The sequence below is a fragment of the Tepidimonas sediminis genome, assembly GCF_007556605.1.
Taxonomy (GTDB): domain Bacteria; phylum Pseudomonadota; class Gammaproteobacteria; order Burkholderiales; family Burkholderiaceae_C; genus Tepidimonas; species Tepidimonas sediminis.
Genome location: NZ_VJND01000001.1, coordinates 17105 through 39857 on the forward strand (window position 1 = coordinate 17105; position 22753 = coordinate 39857).

22 protein-coding genes and 1 pseudogene are annotated in these 22753 nt (G+C 71.4%); 12 read left to right on the plus strand and 11 right to left on the minus strand.

The genetic code is table 11. The features are described 5' to 3' along the window. Positions 1 to 5 precede the first annotated feature (5 nt). The 3 genes from Tsedi_RS12125 to Tsedi_RS00100 are packed head-to-tail and all read right to left on the minus strand — an operon-like array spanning position 6 to position 2057. Positions 6 to 782 (minus strand): BPSS1780 family membrane protein, encoded by a 777-nt coding sequence (locus Tsedi_RS12125; RefSeq protein ID WP_185970525.1) that lies wholly within the window; start codon positions 780 to 782, stop codon positions 6 to 8. Beyond that, a complete protein-coding gene (locus tag Tsedi_RS00095; RefSeq protein WP_143892379.1) occupies positions 779 to 1738 on the minus strand; it encodes a homoserine kinase in 960 nt (319 codons plus the stop codon). Before Tsedi_RS00095 ends, Tsedi_RS12125 begins: the two co-directional genes overlap by 4 nt. Positions 1739 to 1742: 4 nt before the next feature. Further along, positions 1743 to 2057 (minus strand): hypothetical protein, encoded by a 315-nt coding sequence (locus Tsedi_RS00100; RefSeq protein ID WP_221934168.1) that lies wholly within the window; start codon positions 2055 to 2057, stop codon positions 1743 to 1745. 55 nt (positions 2058 to 2112) lie between these two features. Between Tsedi_RS00100 and polA the strand changes: the two genes are divergently transcribed. Next, positions 2113 to 4857, plus strand: a complete 2745-nt coding sequence (polA, locus tag Tsedi_RS00105) for a DNA polymerase I (RefSeq protein WP_143892383.1) — start codon at positions 2113 to 2115, stop codon at positions 4855 to 4857. 18 nt (positions 4858 to 4875) lie between these two features. On the opposite strand, the gene Tsedi_RS00110 is transcribed toward polA, so the two are convergent. Then, complete coding sequence (locus Tsedi_RS00110; RefSeq protein WP_143892385.1) at positions 4876 to 5442, minus strand: hypothetical protein; 567 nt, start codon at positions 5440 to 5442, stop codon at positions 4876 to 4878. Positions 5443 to 5600: 158 nt separating this feature from the next. Further along, positions 5601 to 7181, minus strand: coding sequence for a methyl-accepting chemotaxis protein (locus Tsedi_RS00115; protein WP_143892388.1), 1581 nt, complete (start codon positions 7179 to 7181; stop codon positions 5601 to 5603). Between the two features lie 178 nt (positions 7182 to 7359). On the opposite strand from Tsedi_RS00115, the gene Tsedi_RS00120 reads away from it, so the two are divergent. Both Tsedi_RS00120 and Tsedi_RS00125 read left to right on the plus strand, forming a co-directional pair. Next, entirely contained in the window at positions 7360 to 8271 is a 912-nt protein-coding gene (locus Tsedi_RS00120; RefSeq protein ID WP_143892390.1) for a dienelactone hydrolase family protein, read from the plus strand. 28 nt (positions 8272 to 8299) lie between these two features. Further along, on the plus strand, positions 8300 to 9100 hold the full coding sequence (locus Tsedi_RS00125; RefSeq protein ID WP_246099119.1) for an EAL domain-containing protein: 801 nt from the start codon (positions 8300 to 8302) through the stop codon (positions 9098 to 9100). Positions 9101 to 9109: 9 nt separating this feature from the next. On the opposite strand, the gene Tsedi_RS00130 is transcribed toward Tsedi_RS00125, so the two are convergent. Genes Tsedi_RS00130 through Tsedi_RS00140 form a run of 3 tightly spaced genes read right to left on the minus strand, consistent with a single transcriptional unit; the run spans position 9110 to position 12128 of the window. After that, the gene (locus tag Tsedi_RS00130) at positions 9110 to 10006 is read right to left on the minus strand and encodes a sulfurtransferase (protein ID WP_143892392.1); all 897 of its coding nucleotides are present in this window, start codon (positions 10004 to 10006) and stop codon (positions 9110 to 9112) included. A 1-nt stretch (position 10007) separates the two neighbouring features. After that, positions 10008 to 10937, minus strand: coding sequence for a DMT family transporter (locus tag Tsedi_RS00135; RefSeq protein WP_143892394.1), 930 nt, complete (start codon positions 10935 to 10937; stop codon positions 10008 to 10010). Between the two features lie 24 nt (positions 10938 to 10961). Next, positions 10962 to 12128: an aromatic ring-hydroxylating oxygenase subunit alpha gene (locus Tsedi_RS00140; RefSeq protein ID WP_143892396.1), complete on the minus strand. Its 1167-nt coding sequence runs from the start codon at positions 12126 to 12128 to the stop codon at positions 10962 to 10964. Positions 12129 to 12399: 271 nt separating this feature from the next. Here Tsedi_RS00140 and xseB point away from each other — a divergent pair, with 271 nt between their 5' ends. The 7 genes from xseB (at position 12400) to dut (ending at position 19862) form a co-directional block, all read left to right on the plus strand. Then, on the plus strand, positions 12400 to 12648 hold the full coding sequence (gene xseB / locus Tsedi_RS00145) for an exodeoxyribonuclease VII small subunit (protein ID WP_143892398.1): 249 nt from the start codon (positions 12400 to 12402) through the stop codon (positions 12646 to 12648). After that, on the plus strand, positions 12645 to 13565 hold the full coding sequence (locus Tsedi_RS00150; RefSeq protein WP_143892400.1) for a polyprenyl synthetase family protein: 921 nt from the start codon (positions 12645 to 12647) through the stop codon (positions 13563 to 13565). The genes xseB and Tsedi_RS00150 overlap by 4 nt, the downstream gene beginning before the upstream one ends. Positions 13566 to 13584: 19 nt before the next feature. Beyond that, the gene (dxs, locus tag Tsedi_RS00155) at positions 13585 to 15492 is read left to right on the plus strand and encodes a 1-deoxy-D-xylulose-5-phosphate synthase (protein ID WP_143892402.1); all 1908 of its coding nucleotides are present in this window, start codon (positions 13585 to 13587) and stop codon (positions 15490 to 15492) included. A 197-nt stretch (positions 15493 to 15689) separates the two neighbouring features. Next, complete coding sequence (locus Tsedi_RS00160; RefSeq protein ID WP_143892404.1) at positions 15690 to 16769, plus strand: TRAP transporter substrate-binding protein; 1080 nt, start codon at positions 15690 to 15692, stop codon at positions 16767 to 16769. A gap of 152 nt (positions 16770 to 16921) precedes the next feature. Continuing rightward, positions 16922 to 17533: a TRAP transporter small permease subunit gene (locus Tsedi_RS00165; protein ID WP_143892406.1), complete on the plus strand. Its 612-nt coding sequence runs from the start codon at positions 16922 to 16924 to the stop codon at positions 17531 to 17533. A 24-nt stretch (positions 17534 to 17557) separates the two neighbouring features. Beyond that, the gene (locus Tsedi_RS00170; RefSeq protein ID WP_143892408.1) at positions 17558 to 19393 is read left to right on the plus strand and encodes a TRAP transporter large permease; all 1836 of its coding nucleotides are present in this window, start codon (positions 17558 to 17560) and stop codon (positions 19391 to 19393) included. A gap of 19 nt (positions 19394 to 19412) precedes the next feature. After that, entirely contained in the window at positions 19413 to 19862 is a 450-nt protein-coding gene (gene dut, locus Tsedi_RS00175) for a dUTP diphosphatase (protein ID WP_143892410.1), read from the plus strand. Between the two features lie 19 nt (positions 19863 to 19881). On the opposite strand, the gene Tsedi_RS00180 is transcribed toward dut, so the two are convergent. After that, on the minus strand, positions 19882 to 20376 hold the full coding sequence (locus Tsedi_RS00180; protein ID WP_143892412.1) for an FKBP-type peptidyl-prolyl cis-trans isomerase: 495 nt from the start codon (positions 20374 to 20376) through the stop codon (positions 19882 to 19884). A 56-nt stretch (positions 20377 to 20432) separates the two neighbouring features. Here Tsedi_RS00180 and Tsedi_RS00185 point away from each other — a divergent pair, with 56 nt between their 5' ends. Further along, positions 20433 to 21593: a JmjC domain-containing protein gene (locus Tsedi_RS00185; RefSeq protein ID WP_143893015.1), complete on the plus strand. Its 1161-nt coding sequence runs from the start codon at positions 20433 to 20435 to the stop codon at positions 21591 to 21593. Between the two features lie 158 nt (positions 21594 to 21751). Next, a complete protein-coding gene (locus Tsedi_RS00190) occupies positions 21752 to 22021 on the plus strand; it encodes a hypothetical protein (RefSeq protein ID WP_425472705.1) in 270 nt (89 codons plus the stop codon). Between the two features lie 129 nt (positions 22022 to 22150). On the opposite strand, the gene Tsedi_RS00195 is transcribed toward Tsedi_RS00190, so the two are convergent. Both Tsedi_RS00195 and Tsedi_RS12475 read right to left on the minus strand, forming a co-directional pair. Continuing rightward, a complete protein-coding gene (locus Tsedi_RS00195) occupies positions 22151 to 22480 on the minus strand; it encodes a DUF2442 domain-containing protein (RefSeq protein ID WP_143892414.1) in 330 nt (109 codons plus the stop codon). A 137-nt stretch (positions 22481 to 22617) separates the two neighbouring features. Then, positions 22618 to 22746: pseudogene (locus tag Tsedi_RS12475) on the minus strand (DUF4160 domain-containing protein); the annotation flags it as partial. Positions 22747 to 22753: the final 7 nt, after the last annotated feature.

Here is a 22753-nt window from a genome sequence, read left to right on the forward strand (position 1 = left end):
GCCGCCTACGCCACCGGCGTGCCGTCGTCGTTGACGAAACTGTCGCGGAAGGTGTAGTACAGCGACGTGAAGAACGCCGCGCTCAGCAGGGAGGCCACCGGAAACATCAGCGCCTGGATCACCGCCGCGCCACCCAGCAGCGAGCCGGCCAGCACCAGCGCAAGCGCCACCACGAAGAACACCCCGGCCCAGCCGAGGATGAAGACGGTCAGCGCCGCCTTGTTGGCCCAGCAGGCCACGAAGCTGAAGAACAGCGCCTTGACCGGGTGCACGCCGTGCCAGTGCACGAGCGCCGGCGCATGCCAGAACAGCAGCCCGAGCGGCAGGTACAGCACCGCCTGCCACGCCAGGTTGCGCACCAGCACGGGGTCGTCCAGCCGCGGGCGGCCGTCCTCGCCCAGCGACAGGCTTTCGGCGCCGCCGCCGGCCAGCAGCGTGGCCAGCGCGATCACCAGCAGCGAGCCCAGCGCGTACAGACCGCCCAGCAGCAGCATCGCGCGTGCACGCTCGCGCCCGGCCTGGAAGGCGCTGGCCAGCACGGTGGGCATCGGAAAGCGGCCGCGCTCGGCCTGCTGGGTGGCGGCCATGATGCCCAGCGTGGCCGCCGGCAGCAGCGCCAGCGCCAGCGGCGCGCCCAGCAGGGGCACCATCGCCAGCACGCTGACCAGCAGGATGAACAGGAAGAACAACCCGGCCATCGCCAGCGGCTGGCGCGCGAACGTGCGCAGGCCCTGCCGCACCCAGCGCCAGCCGGTGCCCGCCGGCACGCGCTGCAGCCTCATGCGCCGGCCTCCGCGCGGCGCGCGCGCAGCACGCGCTCGAAGTGCGTGGGGTCGTGCGGCTTGAGCATGCTGGCCGGCCGCGGCAGGTACCAGTCCCACAGACGCGAGATCCAGAAGCGCAGCGCCCCGGCGCGGCGCAGCGCCGGCAGCAGCGCGCGCTCCTCGGCCGTGAGCGGCCGCACCGCCTCGTAGGCCTGCAGCAGCGCCTGCGTGCGCGCCGCGTCGGCCGCGCCGCTGGCCAGCTCGATGCACCAGTCGTTGAGCGTCACCGCCAGATCGAACAGCCAGGTGTCGCAGCCGGCGAAGTAGAAGTCGAACACGCCGCTCAAGCGCCCGTCGTCGAACATCACGTTGTCGCGGAACAGGTCGGCATGCACCGGCCCGCGCGGCAGGCGCTGATAGGCGGCACTGGCGGCCACGGCGTTCTGGTAGGCGAGCTCGTCCTGCAGCAGCGCGGCCTGCTCCGGTTGCAGGTGCGGCAGCACCACCGGCACGGTCTCGTTCCACCACGCCAGCCCGCGCAGGTTGGGCTGCTGGCGCGGATAATCCTGCGCCGCCAGGTGCATGCGCGCCAGCATGGCGCCCACCTGCGCGCAGTGTGCCGGGCCGGGGTCGAGCACGCTGGCGCCGGCCAGCCGGTTGACCACCGCGGCCGGCTTGCCGCGCACCGTGTGCAGGATTTCGCCCGCGGCGTCGGCCTGCGGATCCGGCACCGGGATGCCCTTGCCGGCAAGGTGCTTCATCAGGTGCAGGTAGAACGGCAGCTGCGCATGCGTGAGGCGCTCGAACAGCGTCAACACCCACTGCAGCCGCCGGCCCTCGCGCTCGGTGGTGACGAAGTAGTTGGTGTTCTCGATGCCGCCGGCACAGCCGGCCATGTCCACCAGCCGCCCCAGCCCGAGCCGCTGCATCAGTTCGGCCGCCTCGTCGCGGCCCACGTCGGTGAACACCGCCATGGCGTCAGAACGCCAGCACGCGCCACTGGCGCTGCCCGGCCCCGCTGCGCCGGTCGTCCTGGGCCGGGTCGATCGGCCGCACCTCGTAGCCGGGCAGCGCCGAGCGCGTCTGCACCTCGATGCTGCGGGTGCGTCCGCCGACGCGCAGCTCCTCGATGCGGCTGAGGCCGTCGCCGTGCACGAGGCGCTCGACCTTGGGCTCCGGCGCCCCGGGGGTGGCCGCCGGTGCGGCGGCCGGCTGAGCGGCGGCAAGGCCGCAGGCTGCGGCGCAGGTGGCGACCAGCAGCGCGCGGCGGCGGGAGAGGGCAGGGGCGGACATCGGCATGACCCCCGATTGTAGGCAATGACGTCGCGGCCACGGGTACGATAGCGCGATGAGCGAACGACGCGACGATGACGCCCCGCTGCTGGTGCTGGTGGACGGCTCCAGCTACCTGTACCGCGCCTTCCATGCGATGCCGGATCTGCGCGCGGTGCCGGGCGATCCGACGAGCCCCCCCACCGGCGCCATCCGCGGCATGCTCAACATGCTGCAGGCGCTGGGCAAGGCCTACCCGAGCGAGCACCTGGCGGTGGTGTTCGACGCGCCGGGGCCGACGTTTCGCGAGGCGCTCTACCCCGACTACAAGGCCCACCGCGCGCCGATGCCGGACGATCTGCGCGCGCAGATCGAGCCGATCATGGAGATGGCGGCGCTGCAGGGCTGGCCGGTGTTGCGCGTGCCCGGGGTGGAGGCCGACGACGTCATCGGCACGCTGGCGCGGGGCGCCGCGCAGCAGGGCTGGCGCGTCGTCATCTCCAGCGGCGACAAGGACCTGAGCCAGCTGGTGGACGAGCGCATCAGCATCGTCGACACGATGAGCGGCAAGGTGCGCGACGCCGCCGGGGTGCAGGCCGAGTTCGGCGTGCCGCCGCGGCTGATGCTGGATTTCCAGACCCTGGTCGGCGACGCGGTGGACAACGTGCCGGGCGTCGACAAGGTCGGCCCGAAGACGGCGGCCAAGTGGCTGCAGACCTACGGATCGCTGGAGGGCATCGTCGCGCACGCGCACGAGATCAAGGGCGCCGCCGGCGAGCACCTGCGCCGGGCGCTGGACTGGCTGCCGAAGGGGCGCGAGCTGCTGCGTATCCGCACCGACTGCGACCTGGCCGCGCACGTGCCGGGGTGGCCGAGCCTGGAGGCGCTGCGCCGCCGCCCGGCGGACGAGGCAGGCCTGCGCGCGTTCTACGAGCGCTACGGCTTTCGCAGCCTGGCGCGCGCGCTGGGCGAGGCCGGCGCGGCGCCGGCGCAGGCGGCGCTGGCGATGGAGACGCCGCCGCTGCGCTGCGTCACGGTGCAGGACCGCGCGACGCTGCAGAGGTGGGTCGAGCGCGTGCGCACGGCGCCGCTGGTGGCGCTGGATGCCGAGACCACCTCGCTGGACGAGATGCAGGCGCGGCTGGTCGGCCTGTCCCTGGCGGTCGCCCCGGGCGAGGCGGCCTACATTCCGCTCGGGCACGACGGGCCGGACCGCCCCGCGCAGCTGCCGCTGGAGGAGGTGCTGCAGGCGCTGCGTCCATGGCTCGAGGATGCCGGCGCGCCCAAGCTCGGCCAGCACGTCAAGTACGACCTGCACGTGCTGGCCAACCACGGCATCACCGTGCGCGGCTACGTGCACGACACGATGCTGCAGAGCTACGTGCTGGAGGCGCACAAGCCTCACAGCCTCGACAGCCTGGCCGAGCGCCACCTGGGCCGGCGCGGCATCACCTACGAGCAGGTCTGTGGCAAGGGCGCGCAGCAGATTCCGTTCGCGCAGGTGCCGCTGGATCGTGCCGCCGCCTACGCGTGCGAGGATGCCGAGATGTGCCTGGCGGTGCACGGCGTGCTGTGGCCACGCCTGCAGGCCGAGCCGGCGCTGGAGCGCATCTACCGGCTGGAGATGGACGTCACGCACGTGCTGCAGCGCATGGAGCGCCACGGCGTGCTGATCGACGCCGAGGAGCTGCGCCGCCAGAGCGCCGAGCTGGGGCGGCGCATCGCCGAGCTGGAGGCCGAGGCGCACGCGCTGGCGGGGCAGCCGTTCAACCTCGGCTCGCCGAAGCAGATCGCCGACGTCTTCTACAGCAAGCTCGGCCTGCCGGTGCTGAAGAAGACCGCCACCGGCGCACCCAGCACCGACGAGGAGGTGCTGGAAAAGCTCGCCGAGGACTATCCGCTGCCGGCCACGGTGCTGCAGCATCGCAGCTTGGCCAAGCTCAAGAGCACCTACACCGACAAATTGCCGGCCATGGTCAACCCCGCCACCGGGCGCGTGCACACGCACTACGCGCAGGCGGTGGCCGTCACCGGGCGGCTGGCCAGCAACGAACCCAACCTGCAGAACATCCCGATCCGCACGCCGGAGGGGCGGCGCATCCGGCGTGCCTTCATCGCCCCATCGGGCTGGCTGATCGCCAGCGCCGACTACTCGCAGATCGAGCTGCGCATCATGGCGCACCTGAGCGAGGACGCCGCGCTGCTGAAGGCGTTCGCCGAGGGGCAGGACGTGCACCGCGCCACCGCGGCCGAGGTGTTCGGTCTTGCGCCCGAGGCCGTCACGCCCGAGCAGCGCCGCTACGCCAAGACGATCAACTTCGGCCTGATCTACGGCATGAGCGCCTACGGGCTGGCCAAGGCGCTGGGCATCGACCCCACCGCGGCGAGGAACTACATCGAGCGCTACTTCGAGCGCTTCGCCGGTGTGCGCGCCTACATGGAGCGCACGCGCGCGCAGGCCAAGGCGCGCGGCTGGGTGGAGACGGTGTTCGGCCGGCGCCTGTTCCTGCCGGAGATCAACTCGCCCAACGGCCCGCGCCGCAGCGCCGCCGAGCGCGCCGCGATCAACGCACCGATGCAGGGCACCGCCGCCGACCTGATCAAGATGAGCATGGTGGCGGTGCAGCGCGCGCTGGACGAAGCCGGCCTGCGCACCCGCATGATCCTGCAGGTGCATGACGAGCTGGTGTTCGAGGTGCCCGAGGACGAGCTGGAATGGGTGCGGCGCGAGGTGCCGCGCCTGATGGCCGGCGTGGTCACGCTGCGCGTGCCGCTGGTGGCCGAGGTCGGCGCCGGTCCGAACTGGGAGCAGGCCCACTGACGCGCCACGGACGCGGCCTCAGGGCGCGTGGGCCAGCCCGAGTGCGCGGGTCTGGCCCGCCGTCAGCCGCGCCGGGTGCCGGCAGTCGGCGGTCACCACCATCCGATGCAGCGCGGAGGCCGTGGGATCCGGCAGCATCGCCCCGAGGTAGCGGATCAGCGTCAGCTGCTGGGCGCGGCTGGGTTCGCCACCGCACGGGCCGCGCGCGAAGTCAGCGTCCGGTGGCAGTGGGGTGAGCAGCAGCGAACCGCCGTCGGGCATCGCGCGCCGTACCCCGCCAGCCAGCACCAGCCAGCACGGCGTCGGACACGGCGTCGATCCGACGAGCATCGTATCCCACCCCCGATTGCGCAGCATCGAACCGGCCGTGATGGCGTCGTTGAGCACGCCGTCGAGCCCCTCCAGCTCGGCGACGCGCTGCCGGCATGCCGTCGACGGCAGCGCCTCCAGCGCCTGGCGCAGCCGCCCGACGGCGGCGCCGTGGATCGCGCCGCGCCAGTGCAGGCGGCAGGCCGAGCCGTCGTGTCGCCAGGCGATCTCCCCGCCGTCGTAGGCAAGCCGCGTCCAAGCTGCTGTGGGCGGCACCGTGGCGGACCCGGGGGCAGGGGGCGGCGGCGCCGCGCAGCCCGCCAAGCCCAGCGCCGTCAGCGCCGCGATCGTCCACCCCCACGCCGGCCCACGCCGGCCGGCCCGCCGACGGTGCGGGTGGCGGCGGGCAGGCGCAGTCGGCCGTTTCATCCCGGTCAGAGCCGGAAGCGCGCCACTTGCTGCGCCAGCTGCTGGGCCTGGTCGCGCAGGGCCGCCGCGGCGGCCGAGGCCTCCTCGACCAGCGCGGCGTTCTGCTGCGTGACGCCGTCCATCAGCGCCACGGCCTGGTTGATCTGGGTCAGCCCCTCGGCCTGCTCGGCGCTGGAGGTGGCGATCTGCCGCATCAGCTCGGTGACACGCTCGATGCTCTGCACGATCTCGGCCATCGTCGCACCCGCGGCGTCGACCTGATCCTTGCCGCTGCCGACCTTGGCCACCGACTCCTCGATCAGCGCCTTGATCTCGCGCGCGGCCTCGGCGCTGCGCTGCGCCAGCTGGCGCACCTCACCGGCCACCACCGCGAAGCCCCGCCCGGCCTCGCCGGCGCGCGCGGCCTCCACCGCGGCGTTGAGCGCCAGGATGTTGGTCTGGAATGCGATGCCGTCGATCACACCAATGATGTTGGCGATGCGCTGCGACGACTCGTTGATGTCGTTCATCGTCTGCACCACCTGGCGCACCACGTCCCCGCCGCGCTCGGCAATCGACGACGCCTGTTCCGCCATCTCGTCCGCCTGCCGCGCATTGGCTGCGTTCTGGTGCACGGTGCTGTTGAGCTGTTCGGTGGCCGAGGCGGTCTGCTCCAGCGAACTGGCCTGCTGCTCGGTGCGCTGCGACAGATCGAGCACGCCGCTGGCCACCTGGCTGGCCGCGCTGGCGATGCTGTCGGAAGCCTGTACGACGCTGCCGATCAGGCTGCGCAGGCCCTGCCGCATGCGCTCCATCTGGTGCAGCAGGTGGGTGATCTCGTCGCCGCCGTCGGCCCGCACCGCCTGCGACAGGTCGCCCCCCGCGATCGCGGTGGCGGTGGCGTCGGCGGCCGCGAAGCCCGACGACATGCGCCGCTGCGTGGCCACCATCAGCGCCGTCAGCGGCAGTGCGCCCAGCAGCAGCACCGCCACCACCACCCCCAGCGCCAGGTCGTAGCGGCGCTGCGCGGCCTGTGCCTCCAGCTCGGCGCGCTTGAGCTGCTCGTCGCGCAGTGCCTGCATCGCCTTCTCGAACGCCGCGCCTTCGGTGCGGCCGGCGACCAGGAAGGCCTGCATCACCTCGACGCCAAAGTTCTCCTGCCGGATCGCCTCCAGCGCCTGGTCGCGCTTGACCTGCCAGGCCTTGCGCGCGGCCTGCACGGCCTCGTACAGGCGCCGCTCCTCCTCGTCCATGCGGGGCAGGAGGTCCTCGATCACCTTCTGCGCCTGGTTGTTGGCCTCGCGCTGCTTGGCGATGGCGTCCAGGTGCATTGAGGTCGGGTGGTCGTGCAAGCCCTTGGTCGGGCTGTCCGGGGCGTGCTGGAAGGCCAGCAGCACGTGCAGCCGGTTGTCGTAGTAGTTGCGCAGCATGGTCGCGAGTGCCTCGGCCACCGCCATGCGGTGCTGGTGGATCTGTGCCAGGCTTTCCTTGGCGCGGTGCATGCCCCACAGCCCGATGCCGACGACCAGGGCAAGCGTGACGAGGTAGCCGACGATGACGGCGAAGACGCGCTGGGTCAGGCGCAGGCGGTTGAGGAGTTCGCTCATGGGCACTGTCATGGGTTGGGGATGGCGTGGAGCGGATCGACGACCTGATTCCCATCCCGCTGGTGGGGGAACCGTGCCTGCCTATCCTTGATCAGGATCATAGCCAACGCGCGTGACTGCTCCGCTCCGGAGTGTCCCGTACGATGGCGCCCATCCGCAACGTCCCCAGGAGACTCTCATGACGCCGACCCCAGACGCCCGCTCCGATGCCTTGGCCCTGCTGGATGTTGCCGCGGACGCCGCGCCGCCGGCCCTGCCCCGCCGCGCGCTGCTGCGCGGTGCGCTGGGCGCCGGCTACGCGCTGGCGGCGCTGCCGGTGGTGGCCCAGACGGCGATCCGCACCCCCGCCGACGGCTTGACGGTCGGCGAGGTGATGGTGCCGGTGGGGGGCGAATCGATCCCGGTCTACCGCGCCGCGCCGGCCGGACGCACCGGGCTGCCGGTGGTGCTGGTGATTTCGGAGATCTTTGGCGTGCACGACTACATCGCCGACACGGCGCGGCGCTTCGCCCGCGCGGGCTATCTGGCGCTGGCGCCGGACCTGTTCGTGCGCCAGGGCGACCCGCAGAGCTACGGCGAGCTGGCGCGCCTGATGAGTGAGCTGGTGGCCAGGGTGCCCGATGCGCAGGTGATGGCCGACCTCGACGCCTGCGTCGCGTGGGCCGCCGGACACGGCGGTGACGCCGCGCGCGTGGCGGTGACCGGCTTTTGCTGGGGCGGGCGGCACACCTGGCTGTACGCCGCGCACAGCCCGCGCGTCAAGGCCGCGGTGGCCTGGTACGGCCGGCTGGAGGGGCAGCGCACCGCGCTGCAGCCGCGTCATCCGCTCGACGTCGTCGGCGAGCTCAAGGCGCCGGTGCTCGGGCTCTACGGCGCGGCCGACACCGGCATCCCGCTGGAGTCGGTCGAGCGCATGAAGGCCGCGCTGGCGCAGGGCAGTCCGGCGGCGCGCGCCAGCGAATTCGTCGTCTATCCGGACGCACCGCACGCCTTCCATGCCGACTATCGCCCCAGCTACCGCGAAGGCCCCGCGCGCGACGGCTGGCAGCGCTGCCTGGCCTGGTTCCAGCGCCACGGCGTCGGCGCCTGAGGCGGGCGCGCGTGCCAGGATGGCCGGCATGAGCGATGCACGCCCGTATCTGGAGCGTTTCTTCGAGGGGGAGCTGGCCGAGATCGGCGGCTGCCTGCGCTGCCGCGGCGCGCGCGTCTGGAACGGGGGCGAGCTGCGCATGGCGTTCCAGCCGATCGTCGATGTGGCGCGGGGCGAGGTGTTCGCCTACGAGGCGCTGGTGCGTGGCGCTGGCGGCGAGCCCGCCGGGGCGGTGCTGGCCACCGTCACCGAAGAGCAGCTCTACGGCTTCGACCAGACCTGCCGTGTGCTGGCCATCGACACCGCGCAGCGGCTGGGGCTGCGGGCGCGTCTGTCGATCAACTTTCTGCCCAACGCGGTCTACGAGCCGGCCACCTGCATTCGGCTCACGCTGGCGGCGGCGCACAAGGTCGGCTTCGATCCGCAGCGCCTCGTCTTCGAGATGACCGAGGCGGAAAAGATCCGCGACCCGCAGCGCGCGCTCTCGATCGTGCGCGACTACCAGAACCGCGGTTTTCTGACGGCCATCGACGACTTCGGCGCCGGGTACTCGGGGCTGAACCTGCTGGCGGAGTTCCAGCCGCAGCTGGTGAAGCTGGACATGGCGCTGGTGCGCGACATCGACCGCCACCGCGCGCGCCAGGCCATCGTCGGCGGGGTGCTGGGCACCTGCAGCGCGCTGGGCGTGCGCGTGATTGCCGAAGGGGTGGAGACGCGCGCCGAGTACGACCAGCTGCGCGCGATGGGCGTGACGCTGTTCCAAGGCTATCTGGTGGCGCGGCCTCGGCTGGAGGCGCTGCCGGAGCCGGACTGGGCCGCGCTGGCCTGAGCGACCGGATCAAACCGAGCGCGCGCACGGCAGGCCCGGCGTCGTGCACCACTCGCTCCAGCTGCCCGCCATCAGCGCCGGCGTGCCCAGACCGGCCAGCATCATCGCCACCACGTGCGGCACCGCGCTGACACCGCTGCCGCAATGCACCACGACACCGGCCGGGTCGCGCCCGGCCAGCAGCTGCAGCCATTGCCGTCGCAGCTCCGCCGCGGCCTTGTAGCGGCCGTCCGGGCCGAAGTTGTCGGTGAACGGGCGGTTCAGCGCGCCCGGGATGTGTCCCGCCACCGGGTCGAGCGGTTCGACCTCGCCCCGAAAGCGGGCCGCGGCGCGCGCGTCCACCAGCGTCAGATCTGGGTGCCCCAGTCGCGCCGCCACTTCGCCGACGCTGACCAGGGGCACCCGCGCCGGGGCCAGGGTCACGTCGCCATCCGCGGCCGAGGCGGCCATGTCCGCCAGCCCGGTGGCCACCGCGCCGCCGGCGGCGCACCACGCCGGCCAGCCGCCGTCCAGCAGCCGCACGTCCCGCAGCCCGCACCAGCGCAGCATCCACCACAGGCGCCCGGCGATCATGCCGCCTTGGCGGTCGTAGGCCACCAGCGTGTCACCCTGGCGCACCCCCCAGGCGCGCAGCCGCTCGACGAACGCCGCGCGCGTCGGCAGCGGGTGGCGTCCGCCGCTGGCGCGCGCCGCCCCCGGCGCGGCACTCAGGTCATCATCCAGGTGCACGTGGACGGCTCCCGGGATATGCCCATCGGCGTACTGGCGCCGGCCCGCGGCCGGGTCGGCGAGCTCGAAGCTGCAGTCGAACACGCGCACGGCCTCACCCGCCTGCAGGCGCCGCTGCAGCGTGCTGGCGTCGATCAGCGGGGCGTCGTCGTCCGGGTGAAAGGGGGTGAGGGTCATGTCAGGCGTGCTCCTCGGCGGGCAGGCGCGGCACGGCACGCTCGCGCAGGAAGGTGGCGGCCACCCCGCTGGCCACGATCAGGGCGATGCCAAGCCAGCCGCTGGCGGGCAGATGGTCGTCGAACAGCAGCAGGCCATAGGCGGCCGCAAACGCGATGCCGAAATACTGCAGGTTGGCCACCACCAGCGTGGCGCCGCTGGCGTACGCCCGCGTCATGCACAGCTGCCCCAGCATCGCCAGCAGCCCGATCGGCAGCAGCCACAACGCCTGCGGCCAGACGAGCGGGCTGGGGCCCAGCGCCAGCGTGCCCGCCAGGCCCACCGCGGTGGCGGCCACCGAGAACCAGAACACCGTGCGCGTCTCGGGCTCGCCGGCGCGCGCCAGCGCCGCCACCTGCAGGTAGGCCAGCGCCGAGGTCAGGCCGGACAGCAGGCCCGTCAGCCCTCCGAGCGCGGCCGCCCCGTCGAAGGTGGGCCGCAGCACCAGCACCACGCCGCCGAAGCCGGTCAGCACGGTGAGGAACAGCGGCGTCTGCTGGCGCAGCGGCTGGCGGGCGCGCTGCAGCAGCAGCGCTCCGCCCAGCAGAAAGGCCGCCACCCACACGCTGCTCATGTAGTTGAGCGTCATCGCCGTGGGCAGTGGCAGCACCGCGATGGCGTAGAACCAGCACAGCAGCGAGATCGTGCCGACCACGCTGCGCCACAGGTGCATCATCGGCACGCGGGTGGCCAGCCCGACGCCGCGGGCGCGCGCCAGCAGCGCCAGGAACAGCGCGCCGATCAGCCCGCGGTAGCCGACGATCTCGAAGCTGTGGAAGTGCGGCGCGGCCAGCTTGATGCACACCCCCATGGTGGCAAACAGCCCGGCGCCGGCGACCATCCACAGCGCCTGCGCCGGCCGCGGCGGGCGGCCGGCCCGGTGTTGCGCCATGTCCGCAGGAGGCGGCCGGGGCGCTCAGGCTGCCGGCCGGTCCTGCGCCCGCATGCCCATCCGGGCCCGGTACCACTCGTGGAAGTGCTGCATGCCATCTTCCATCGGGCTCTGGTACGGGCCGACCTCGCTGGTGCCGCGCTGCAGCAGCGCCTTGCGGCCGGCGTCCATGCGCTCGGCGATCTCGTCGTCCTCGACGGCCGTCTCCATGTAGGCGGCGCGCTGCGCCTCCATGAATTCCGGCTCGAACGCGGCAATCTCCTCGGGGTAGTAGAACTCCACGAGATTGAGGGTCTTGTCCACCGCGATCGGGTGCAGGGTCGAGATGACCAGCACATGCGGATACCACTCGACCATGATGTGCGGGTAGTAGGTCAGCCACACCGCGCCATGCTCCGGCAGGCGGCCTTCCCGATGGCGCATCAGCACCTCGTGCCAGCGCTGGTACACCGGGCTGCCCGCCTTGGCCGCCAGGTTCTGCACGCCCACCGTCTGCACCGAGTATTCCCTGGCGAACTGCCAGCGCAGGTCGTCACAGGTGACGAAGTTGCCCAGCCCCGGGTGGAAGGGCACGACGTGGTAGTCCTCCAGGTAGACCTCGATGAAGGTCTTCCAGTTGTAGTTGCATTCGTGCAGCTCGACGTGGCCGAGCACCATGCCGTCGAAGTTGAACGCGTCGCCCACCGCCATGCCGGCCAGATCGGCGGCGATATCGCGCCCGTTGTCCTCGAACAGCAGGCCGTTCCACTCACGCAGCTTCCAGCGCTGCAGGTTCAGGCACGGATCCTGCGCGAAGTGCGGCGCGCCGACCAGCGTGCCCAGATCGGCCATGCCGCGCTGGCCGCCGCTGTACGTCCAGCGGTGCAGCGGACAGACGATGTGGCCGCCGGCGTGCGCCTTGCCATCGCTGGCCAGGTTGCCGCGCCCCTTGAGCATCACCGCCTGACGGTGGCGGCAGACGTTGCTGACGAGCTCCACGCCGCGCTCGGTGCGCACCAGCGCGCGGCCCTCGCCCTCCTGCGGCAGCGCGAAATAGTCGCCGACGTTGGGCACGGCATTGGCATGCCCGACGTAGCGCGGGCCGGACTGAAAGATCGTCTCCAGCTCGCGCTGGAACAGCGCCTCGTCGAAATAGACGGAAACCGGCAGCTGGCTGCGCGCCTGCTGCATGGATAGGCTCAAGTCCGACATGATCTCTGACCTCGACAAGGCCCCCCACCGGGGCTGGGCGCGCCGCGCGGCGGCGCGCAGGGACGATGACACGACGGTGACGCAGCACCTCCTGGGTTGCAAAGCATTGCCCCCGCCAGCCGGGGAAGATTCCCTCGACCGCGGGGGCGAATGGATTGTAGCCGGGGCAGGCGGATCGGGCAACGCTCCTACAATGCGACTATTTGCGCTCGGTCAAATGCGATCTCTGCCGCGTGCGACCGGGTTTTCAGGGACAGGACACACTGCAGCCATGGCGCGAACCGACACCCCCCCCGACGCGGCGGCGCTGCCCGCCACCTATGAGGCCGCGGTGCAGGAGCTGGAGGCGCTGCTGGGCCGGCTCGAAGCGGGGCAGCTGCCGTTGGAGGAGCTGCTCGGTGCCTACCAGCGTGCCGCGCAGCTGCTGGCGTTCTGCCGCCAGCGCCTGGAAGCCGTCGAGCAGCAGATCCGCCTGATCGACGCCGAGGGCGCCGAGCGGCCGTGGGATGCCGGGGCATGACGGTGGGGCTGGACGTGCGCGATGAGACGGCCGACTGGGCGGCCCGCGTGGGCGCGCGGCTGGAGGCGTGGCTGCAGCGGCGGCTGCCGGCCGATGCGCCCGGCGGGCTGGCCGAGGCGATGCGTTACGCGGTGCTGGACGGCGGCAAGCGCCTGCGCCCGCTGCTGGTGCTGGCGGCGTGGGAGGCCGCCGGTGGCGCGCCCGATGCCGGCGAGGAGGCGCCGGTGTGGGCGGTGGCCGGCGCGGTGGAGCTGATCCACGCTTACTCGCTGGTGCACGATGACCTGCCGTGCATGGACGACGACGTGTTGCGGCGCGGCAAGCCGACTGCGCACGTGCGCTTCGGCGAGGCGCTGGCGCTGCTGGCCGGCGATGCGCTGCAGGCGCTGGCGTTCGAGTGGCTGGTGACGCCGCCATGGGCGCAGCAGGCGCCGGCGCGCGCGCTGCGGCTGGCGCGCGAGCTGGCGCTGGCCGCCGGTTGCCACGGCATGGCCGGCGGGCAGGCGATCGACCTGGCGGCGGTGGGGCGCACGCTCGACCAGGCGGCGCTGGAGGACATGCACCGGCGCAAGACCGGTGCGCTGTTGCGGGCCAGCGTGCGCATGGGGGCGCTGGCCGCGGGGTTGGACGAGGAGCGGTTGACGGCGCTGGATGCCTACGGAGGCGCGCTCGGGCTGGCGTTTCAGGTGATGGACGACGTGCTGGACGCCACCGCCGACACCGCGACGCTGGGCAAGACCGCCGGCAAGGACGCGGCGGCGGGCAAGCCGACCTTCGTCTCCCTGCTGGGGGTGGACGGGGCGCGTGCCTACGCGGAGGCGCTGCTGCAGGAGGCGCTGGCGGCGCTGCAGGGGCTGGAGGCCGACACCGCGCGGCTGGCCGGCCTGGCGCGCTGGGTCGTGCGGCGGCGCCACTGACACCGTTGGGGGACTTGCGATGACGCAGGGCTTGTTGCACACCATCGACGATCCGGCTGATCTGCGGCGTCTGCCGCGCGCGCAGCTGCGGCCGCTGGCCGACGAGCTGCGCGAATTCATCGTGCAGAGCGTGGCGCGCACCGGGGGGCACTTCAGCTCCAACCTCGGCACGGTGGAATTGACGATCGCCGTGCACTACGTGTTCGACACCCCGCACGACCGGCTGGTGTGGGATGTGGGCCACCAGACCTACGCGCACAAGATCCTGACCGGCCGGCGCGAGCGCATGGCCACGCTGCGCCAGCTGGGGGGCTTGAGCGGCTTTCCAGTGCGCAGCGAAAGCGAGTACGACGCCTTCGGCACCGCGCATTCGTCCACCAGCATCTCGGCGGCGCTGGGCATGGCGGTGGCCGCGCACGCCAAGGGTGAGCGCCGGCGCGCCATCGCCATCATTGGCGACGGTGCGATGACCGCCGGCATGGCGTTCGAGGCGCTCAACAACGCCGGGGTCACCAAGCTGCCGCTGCTGGTCATCCTCAACGACAACGACATGTCGATCAGTCCGCCGGTGGGGGCGCTGAATCGCTACCTGGCGCAGCTGATGAGCGGGCGCTTCTACGCCGCGGCCAAGCAGGTCGGCAAGCAGGTGCTCAGCGTGGCGCCGCCGCTGCTGGAGCTGGCGCGCCGCTTCGAGGAGCACGCCAAGGGCATGGTGGTGCCGGCCACGCTGTTCGAGAAGTTCGGCTTCAACTACATCGGCCCCATCGACGGCCACGACCTGGACGCGCTGATCCCGACGCTGGACAACATCCGCCGGCTGCTGGACGACGGCGCCGGGCCGCAGTTCCTGCACGTCGTCACGAAGAAGGGGCAGGGCTACAAGCTGGCCGAGGCCGACCCCGTCACCTACCACGGCCCGGGCAAGTTCGACCCCAAGGTCGGCATCGTGCCGCCGGCGCAGCCGCCCAAGCCGACGTTCTCGCAGGTGTTCGGGCGCTGGCTGTGCGACATGGCCGAGCGCGACCGGCGGCTCGTCGGCATCACGCCGGCGATGCGCGAGGGCTCCGGCATGGTGGAGTTCCACCAGCGCTTTCCCGACCGCTACCACGACGTCGGCATCGCCGAGCAGCATGCGGTCACGTTCGCGGCCGGTCTGGCGTGCGAGGGGATGAAACCGGTGGTGGCGATCTACTCGACCTTCCTGCAGCGCGCCTACGACCAGGCGATCCACGACGTGGCGCTGCAGAACCTGCCGGTGGTGTTCGCGCTGGACCGCGCCGGCATCGTCGGCGCCGACGGCCCGACGCACTGCGGCGCCTACGACATCGCCTTTCTGCGCTGCGTGCCCAACATGGCGGTCGCCTGCCCGGCCGACGAGACCGAGTGCTACCAGCTGCTGACCACCGCGTTCGAGCGCGACCATCCGGTGGCGGTACGCTATCCGCGCGGCGCCGGCATCGGCGCGCCGATCCCCTCCGGGCTGCAGGCGCTGCCGTACGGCCGCGGGCAGCTGCGGCGCCAGGGCCGCGGCGTGGCGATCCTGGCCTTCGGCACGCTGCTGTATCTGGCGCTCGAGGCCGCCGAGGCGCTGGACGCCACGGTGGCCAACATGCGCTGGGCCAAGCCGCTGGACCGCGAGCTGGTGCTGGAGCTGGCCGCCGCGCACGAGGCGCTGGTGACGCTGGAGGAGGGCAGCGTGGCCGGCGGGGCCGGCAGCGCCGTCATGGAGCTGCTGGCTGCCGAGGGCATCGTCAAGCCGGTGCTGCAGCTCGGGCTGCCGGACCGCTTCGTCGAGCACGGCGACCCGGCCGCACTGCTGGCGCGCCTCGGGCTGGACGCCGCCGGCATCGAGCGCCGTGTGCGCGAGCGCTTCGGGGCGCTGGTGGCGGCGCGGCCGGCGCTGCAGGTCGTGCGGCCGGCGGCGTGAGCGTGCGCCGCCTTGAGAGGCGGCACGATGGGTTTGAAATCATTTCAAAACCGGCCCCCCAGCCGTCTTCCCCTAGGGTAAACACGTCCCTCTCGCCCGTGCTGCGCTGCACTACACTAGCGCGGCGTTCGCAACCGGTCGCTGCACTCGTCGCCCGCCGCCGGGTGCTGGTGGCCAACCTGAGGAGATCGTTCAATATGGATCGTCGTTCCGTCATCAAGCACGCCGGCCTTGCCGGTGTCCTGGCCGCGGCTGTCGCCCCCGCCGTGCACGCGCAGCCCACCGTGCGCTGGCGCCTGACGTCGAGCTTCCCGAAGTCGCTCGACACCATCCACGGCGCGGCCGAGGTGTTCGCCAAGGCCATCAACGCGATGTCCGGCGGCAAGTTCCAGGTGACCGTGCATGCGCCCGGCGAGCTGGTGCCGGCCTTCGGTGTGGTCGACGCGGTGCAGCAGGGCACGGTGGAGGCCGGGCACACCGCGCCGTACTACTACTTCGGCAAGGACGACACCTTCGCCATCGGCACCGCCATCCCGTTCGGCATGAACAGCCGTCAGCTCACCGCCTGGTTCTACGACGGCAACGGCATGAAGCTGATGCGCGAGTTCTACGACCAGTACAACATCGTCAACTTCCCCGGTGGCAACACGGGGGCGCAGATGGGTGGCTGGTACCGCAAGGAAATCAAGAGCCCGGCCGACATCAAGGGCCTGAAGATGCGCATCGGCGGCTTTGCCGGCAAGGTGCTGACGCGCATGGGTGCGGTGCCGCAGAACATCCCGGGCGGCGAGATCTACCAGGCGCTGGAGAAGGGCACGATCGACGCCACCGAGTGGGTCGGTCCCTACGACGACGAGAAGCTCGGCTTCTACAAGGTCGCCAAGAACTACTACTACCCCGGCTGGTGGGAAGGCGGGGCGCAGCTCGACTTCTACATCAACAAGAAGGCCTACAACGACCTGCCGGCTGACTACAAGGCGATGGTGGAGGCTGCGGCCAGCCACGCGCACGTCACGATGCAGGCGATGTACGACGCGCGCAACCCGGCGGCGCTGAAGCGCTTGGTGGCCAACGGCGCCAAGGTGCTGGCCCTGCCCAAGAGCGTGATGGATGAGGCCTTCAAGCAGGCCATGGGGCTGTACGAAGAGCTGATGGCGAGCAACCCGAACTGGAAGAAGGTCTACACTGACTACCGCAACTTCCAGCGCGACGCCAACCTGTGGTTCCGCTTCACCGAGGCGCGCTTCGACAGCTACATGCAGTCCGTCAAGCTGTGATGGCGGCCGCGCCGGGGGATCACCCTCCCCCGGCGTCCGTGCACGACCCCGCGCGAGCGGGGTTTTTCCGTTCCAAGGGGGGCAATACCCCCGGGTGGTGCGGCTCGGCTAGACTGCGCACGTAACGCAGGCACCGCACCGGAGAGTTCATCATGACGATGTTGTTGCGATTCACCCGGGCCATCGATGCCGTCAACCGGGCGGTCGGCTGGCTGGCGATGTGGCTGATCCTGGCCGCCACCCTCATCAGCGCCGGCAACGCCATCGTGCGCCGCGCGTTCGGCACCAGCTCCAACGCCTGGCTGGAGGTGCAGTGGTACCTGTTCGCCGCCGTCTTCATGCTGGGCGGCGGCTACGCCTTCCTGCGCAATGCGCACGTGCGCATCGACTTCATCTCCAGCAAGCTGAGTGCGCGCGCGCGCAACTGGATCGACGTGCTGGGCATCGTGGTCTTCATCCTGCCGCTGTGCGTGATGATGATCAGGCTCGGCTGGCCGTTGTTCGAGCGGGCGTGGGTCAGCGGCGAGATGTCATCCAACGCCGGCGGGCTGGTGCGCTGGCCGGTGTACCTGCTGATCCCGGCGGGCTTTGCGCTGCTGGCGCTGCAAAGCTTGAGCGAGCTGGTCAAGCGCATCGCGTTCCTGACCGGCCAGGGGCCGGATCCACTGGACCACACCGGACCGAGCGAGACCGAGCTGCTGGCCAAGGAGATCGCCGCGGCCGAGGCCGAGCGCGCCGCCCGCGGCGGCGCCACCAAGTCCTGACGTCCACCGGCGGAGTTCGACACGATGGGTGCTTTCCTGCATGACAACTTCGTGCCGGTGATGTTCGCCGGCCTGCTGGTCTTCCTGCTGACCGGCTTTCCGGTGGCGTTCGCGCTGGCGGCCACCGGGCTGTTCTTCGGCTTCATCGGCATGGAGATCGGGCTGTTCCCCGACAACCTGTTCCAGGCCCTGCCGCTGCGCGTCTTCGGCATCATGCAGAACGACACGCTGCTGGCCATCCCGTTCTTCACGCTGATGGGCATCATCCTCGAGCGCAGCCGCATGGCCGAGGATCTGCTGGAAACGGTGGGGCAGGTGTTCGGTCCGGTGCGCGGTGGCCTGGCGGTGGCGGTGGTGCTGGTCGGTGCGCTGCTGGCGGCCACCACGGGCGTGGTGGCGGCGGCCGTCATCTCGATGGGCCTGATCTCGCTGCCGATCATGCTGCGCTACGGCTACAACCGCTCCATCGCCACCGGCGTCATCACCGCCTCGGGCACGCTGGCGCAGGCGATTCCGCCGTCGCTGGTGCTGATCGTGCTGGCCGACCAGCTCGGCCGCTCGGTCGGCGACATGTACGCCGGCGCGATGCTGCCGGCGCTGATGCTGGTGGGGCTGTACCTGTTGTTCATCGTCGTGGTGGCGCTGGTGCGGCCGTCGTGGGTGCCGGCGCTGCCGCCGCAGGCGCGCATCTACCGCGAGGACGACGGCGCCAGCGGTCACCGCTCGCTGATCGTGCTGCTGGCGCTGGTGACGGCGGCCGGCTGGGGCTGGGCGCAGGTGCACGCGTCGGTGATGAACCCGCTGCTGGGCCGAGCCGCGGAGGTGCCGGCGCCCACCGACGAGGTGGTGGTGCTGTCGACGACGATCGGCGCGCTGCTGGCGCTGGTGCTGGCGGCGCTGAACCGGCTGCTGCGGCTGGGGCTGCTGTCGCGTCTGGCCGAGCAGGTCACCTTCGTGCTGATCCCGCCGCTGGTGCTGATCTTCCTGGTGCTGGGCACCATCTTCCTCGGCGTGGCCACGCCCACCGAAGGCGGCGCGATGGGCGCGGTGGGGGCGCTGGTGATGGCGGCGATCAAGCGCCGGCTGACGTGGTCGATCGTGCGTCAGGCCATGGAAAACAGCACCAAGCTGTCGATCTTCGTGCTGTTCATCCTGATCGGTTCCACCGTCTTCAGCTTCACGTTCAACGCCGCCGACGGCCATATCTGGGTCGAGCACCTGTTCGATCAGCTGCCGGGCGGGGAGCTGGGCTTCCTGCTGGTGGTCAACCTACTGGTGTTCGTGCTCGGCTTCTTCATCGACTTCTTCGAGATCGCCTTCATCGTCATTCCGCTGCTGGCGCCGGTGGCGGACAAGATGGGCATCGACCTGATCTGGTTCGGCGTGATCCTGGCGATGAACCTGCAGACCTCGTTCCTGACGCCGCCGTTCGGCTTCGCGCTGTTCTACCTGCGCAGCGTGGCGGCGCGCGAGGACTACACCGACCCTGTCACCGGCAAGCGCATCGGGGCGGTGACCACGCCGCAGATCTACAAGGGGGCCGTCGCCTTCATCGTCCTGCAGGTGATCATGGTGGCGGTGCTGCTGGTGCGTCCGGAACTGGTCACCGGCAACATCACCAAGGCGGTGCAGGGCGACACCGAGGCCGTGCGCCAGCAGCTGCTGGAGATGCAGGTGGGCGACCCGGACGCCGACGATCCGTGGGCGCAGGAGAAGGACGATACCGGAGACGCCGCCGCAGGCCAGGATGGCGACAAGCCCGCCGACGGCCTGCCGCAGCCGCCGACCGACGACAAGGCGGCCGAGGAGGACCCGATGGAGGCGCTCAAGCGCTCCATGCAGGGTGGAGGCAAACCCTGAACCCGAGGGTGGGGCGGCGATGGAGGTCGAACTGCGGATCCTGGACGAGCGGCTGCGCGCGCAGCCGCCGGTCTACGCGACCCCGGGCAGCGCGGGGCTGGACCTGCGCGCCAGCCTGACGGCGCCGCTGGTGCTGGCGCCTGGAGCCTGCGAGCTGGTGCCGACCGGCATGGCGATCCATCTGGCCGACCCGGGCTACGCGGCGCTGATCCTGCCGCGCTCGGGGCTGGGACACCGCCACGGGCTGGTGCTGGGCAATCTGGTCGGCCTGATCGACAGCGACTATCAGGGCGAGCTGATGGTCAGCGCCTGGAACCGCGGCTCGGCCCCGTTCACGATCCAGCCGCTGGAGCGCATCGCCCAGCTGGTCATCGTGCCGGTGGTGCAGGCGCGGTTTCGCGAGGTCGAGGCATTCGGCCAGTCCAGCGCGCGCGGCAGCGGCGGCTACGGCTCCACCGGGCGCGGCTGAGGCCGCGTGGCGGACGGCTTCAGCCGGCGCGCAGCTGGAAGAAGCCGCCGCCGGCGCTGCCGCGGCCGACCTCCTCCACCGTGGCCTCGCGTACGTCGTGGATGCGCAGCCGCAGGCGCAGCGCCATGCCCGCCAGCGGGTGATTGCCGTCCATCACGACGTGGTCGGGGTAGATCTCGCTGACGAAGTAGATGCGGTCGCGCGGGACGTCCGCGCTGCAGCCGGGCGGCAGGCCCTCGAAGGCCATGCCCACCTCCAGCTCGGCCGGAAAGGCGCTGCGCGGCTCGAGGAAGATCAGCCGGTCGTCGAAGTCGCCGAAGGCGTCCTTCGGCTCCAGATGCAGCTCCAGCCGGTCGCCCGGCTCGCGGCCCTGCAGCGCCTGCTCGATGCTGGCCAGCAGGTCGTGGCCGCCGACGAGGAATTCGACCGGCTCATCGCTTTCGTCCAGCACATCGCCGAGGGTGTCGGTGAGCGTCCAGGTCAGGCTCACCACGCAGGGAGGGGTCACTTTCATCGGACAATTCTCCCATGAAGTCACGCTCCCCCGCACCCCCGCCGGCGCCCTGTGGCATGGATCTGGAGGCACCGACGCCGCTGCTGGGCGGCCTGTCGCCTGCGACCTTCATGCGCCGCCACTGGCAGCGCCAGCCGCTGCTGATCCGTCAGGCCATCCCCGGTTTTGCGCCGTTGCTCAGCCGCGAGGCGCTGTTCGAACTGGCCACGCGCGACGACGTGGAGTCGCGCATCATCGAGCAGCATCCCGACGCCGACGACCCGGCACGCAGCTGGACGCTGCGCCACGGTCCGTTCGACCTGCGGGCACGGCGTGGCGAGCGCGCCCTGCCGCCGCTTTCGCGTCCGTACTGGACGCTGCTGGTGCAGGGGGTGGATCTGCATGACGAGCGCGTGCACGCGCTGATGCAGCGCTTCCGCTTCGTGCCCGACGTGCGGCTGGACGACGTGATGATCTCGTGGGCCAGCGCGGGCGGCGGCGTCGGCCCGCACTACGACAGCTACGACGTGTTCCTGCTGCAGGCGCAGGGGCGGCGGCGCTGGCGCATCGGCCGGCAAAAGGACCTGACCCTGCGTGCGGAGCTGCCGTGCAAGATCCTGCAGCACTTCGAGCCGCAGCAGGAATGGGTGCTGGAGCCGGGCGACATGCTGTACCTGCCGCCGCGCTGGGCGCACGACGGCGTGGCGCTCGACGACGGCTGCATGACGTACTCGATCGGCTTTCGCGTGCCGGTGCGCGGCGGCCTGGCCGCGGAGCTGGTGCAGCGCATGGCCGAGGAGTGGGAGGACGACGTGCTTTACGCCGACGCCGCGCAGCCCGCCACCGCCGAGCCGGCGCGCATCCCGCTGGCGCTGCGCAGCTTCGCGGAAGTGGGGCTGCAGCGGCTGCTGGCCGACCGCGAGGCGCTGTCGGTGGCGCTGGGTGAGATCCTGACCGAGCCCAAGCCGCGCGTCTGGTTCGATCCGCCCGTGCAGCCGTGGGAGGACGGACCGGTGGCGCTGGACCGCCGCACCCGCATGGTCTGGGACGACGGCCACGTCTTCATCAATGGCGAGGCCTACCGCGTGCGCGGCCGCGACGCCACGCTGCTGCGCCGGCTGGCCGACTGGCGCAGACTGAGCGCCGGCGAGGTGCGTCGCCTCAGCGAGCCGGCGCGCGCGGCGCTGCGGCAGTGGTGGGAAGCCGGCTGGCTGCGTCCCGGGCCGGCCCGTGTGTGACAGGCCCGGTAGCATTCGTTACGAATGCTTACAAGGGTAAACCCTAGGTCGTCCGGGATAATACGGCGGTCGGTGGCCGGCAGCGCGCGACGCGAACGGCCGCCGCGTGTCCGGGCTCGGGCCGAGCCGGCGGCCCCCGGACGCGTCACGATCACCCGGTGCAGCTTTCGACCCCGAACGGAACGACGATGAACAAGACCACCTTGCTGGCCGCCCTGCTGGCCGCTGCCGCCCTGACCGCCTGCGGCAAGAAGGAAGAAGCACCTGCCGCCGCGCCCGCCCCGGCGCCCGCTGCCGCGCCGGCGGATCAGGCTCAGCAGCCCGCGCAACAGCCGGCCGCCGACCAGGCGCAGCAGCCGGCCCAACCTGCCGGCGACCAGGCGCAGCAGCCTGCTGGCGAGCAAAAGCCCGCCGAGCAGAAGCAGTGACGCTGGCATGACCCGCAGGCGCCCTCAGGCGCCGCGGGTCGTCCGGCGCTCCCCATGGACCGCCCCTTCCGGGGCGGTTTTCTTTTCGTTTGCACCCTGAGCCCGCGATCGCCGTCCGGACGTGGGGTGTCAGGAAACGGATGCGTGCAGCGATCCGCCTTGGTTGGATGAACGATCTGTCGGGTCGCCCTCGACGGGCCCGGACGACGGCGCGGCATCGGCCTGAACCGGTTCCAGTTCCTCCAGCAGGGTTTCCGGTGCGATGTCCTGGTGGCGGGGCCAGGTTACCGCACCGAACACGATGCCGACCTGCCGGAAGTAATCCGGATCGCGCAGCTCGCGGAAAATGCCGAAAGCCAGGTACGGCTTGACGTCGAAGAAGCCTCGGCGGCCGTCGGCGATTTCCACGCAAAGGCGGTAGTCGGGCAGCGGCAGGACTTTGGTGACGTCCCAGTGCATGGTCGGGCCCTTCTTCGAAGAGGGACGATCTTGTAAGGAAGCTCGCCGTGGCTGGCCAGCTCCCGGTCGGCAGGCGGTTCGTCGCGGTGCAGCTCGATCCAAGCCTGAACCAGGCGCAGCTGCTTGCGGGGCAGCCCGCCGGCCAGGATTTCGCCGTCGCCGATGCCAATCGCGGCTACGAATTCGCCGTGGCGGGCGTGGATGCGCGGCAGGTTGTGGTGACGATGATCCGGCAGGTACATCCGGATGATGATGCCGTCGAACATCGAGATG

What these genes read in the sequence shown, in the direction of transcription:
- Tsedi_RS00125 (WP_246099119.1), top strand. Translation starts at nt 8,300, where the DNA reads ATGAGCGATGCACGCCCGTATCTGGAGCGTTTCTTCGAGGGGGAGCTG.
- Tsedi_RS00195 (WP_143892414.1), bottom strand. Translation starts at nt 22,480, where the DNA reads ATGCACTGGGACGTCACCAAAGTCCTGCCGCTGCCCGACTACCGCCTT.
- xseB (WP_143892398.1), top strand. Translation starts at nt 12,400, where the DNA reads ATGGCGCGAACCGACACCCCCCCCGACGCGGCGGCGCTGCCCGCCACC.
- Tsedi_RS00185 (WP_143893015.1), top strand. Translation starts at nt 20,433, where the DNA reads ATGGATCTGGAGGCACCGACGCCGCTGCTGGGCGGCCTGTCGCCTGCG.
- Tsedi_RS12125 (WP_185970525.1), bottom strand. Translation starts at nt 782, where the DNA reads ATGAGGCTGCAGCGCGTGCCGGCGGGCACCGGCTGGCGCTGGGTGCGG.
- polA (WP_143892383.1), top strand. Translation starts at nt 2,113, where the DNA reads ATGAGCGAACGACGCGACGATGACGCCCCGCTGCTGGTGCTGGTGGAC.
- Tsedi_RS00115 (WP_143892388.1), bottom strand. Translation starts at nt 7,181, where the DNA reads ATGAGCGAACTCCTCAACCGCCTGCGCCTGACCCAGCGCGTCTTCGCC.
- Tsedi_RS00140 (WP_143892396.1), bottom strand. Translation starts at nt 12,128, where the DNA reads ATGTCGGACTTGAGCCTATCCATGCAGCAGGCGCGCAGCCAGCTGCCG.
- Tsedi_RS00130 (WP_143892392.1), bottom strand. Translation starts at nt 10,006, where the DNA reads ATGACCCTCACCCCCTTTCACCCGGACGACGACGCCCCGCTGATCGAC.
- Tsedi_RS00150 (WP_143892400.1), top strand. Translation starts at nt 12,645, where the DNA reads ATGACGGTGGGGCTGGACGTGCGCGATGAGACGGCCGACTGGGCGGCC.
- Tsedi_RS00180 (WP_143892412.1), bottom strand. Translation starts at nt 20,376, where the DNA reads ATGAAAGTGACCCCTCCCTGCGTGGTGAGCCTGACCTGGACGCTCACC.
- dxs (WP_143892402.1), top strand. Translation starts at nt 13,585, where the DNA reads ATGACGCAGGGCTTGTTGCACACCATCGACGATCCGGCTGATCTGCGG.
- Tsedi_RS00170 (WP_143892408.1), top strand. Translation starts at nt 17,558, where the DNA reads ATGGGTGCTTTCCTGCATGACAACTTCGTGCCGGTGATGTTCGCCGGC.
- Tsedi_RS00095 (WP_143892379.1), bottom strand. Translation starts at nt 1,738, where the DNA reads ATGGCGGTGTTCACCGACGTGGGCCGCGACGAGGCGGCCGAACTGATG.
- Tsedi_RS00160 (WP_143892404.1), top strand. Translation starts at nt 15,690, where the DNA reads ATGGATCGTCGTTCCGTCATCAAGCACGCCGGCCTTGCCGGTGTCCTG.
- Tsedi_RS00120 (WP_143892390.1), top strand. Translation starts at nt 7,360, where the DNA reads ATGACGCCGACCCCAGACGCCCGCTCCGATGCCTTGGCCCTGCTGGAT.
- Tsedi_RS00135 (WP_143892394.1), bottom strand. Translation starts at nt 10,937, where the DNA reads ATGGCGCAACACCGGGCCGGCCGCCCGCCGCGGCCGGCGCAGGCGCTG.
- Tsedi_RS00100 (WP_221934168.1), bottom strand. Translation starts at nt 2,057, where the DNA reads ATGTCCGCCCCTGCCCTCTCCCGCCGCCGCGCGCTGCTGGTCGCCACC.
- dut (WP_143892410.1), top strand. Translation starts at nt 19,413, where the DNA reads ATGGAGGTCGAACTGCGGATCCTGGACGAGCGGCTGCGCGCGCAGCCG.
- Tsedi_RS00165 (WP_143892406.1), top strand. Translation starts at nt 16,922, where the DNA reads ATGACGATGTTGTTGCGATTCACCCGGGCCATCGATGCCGTCAACCGG.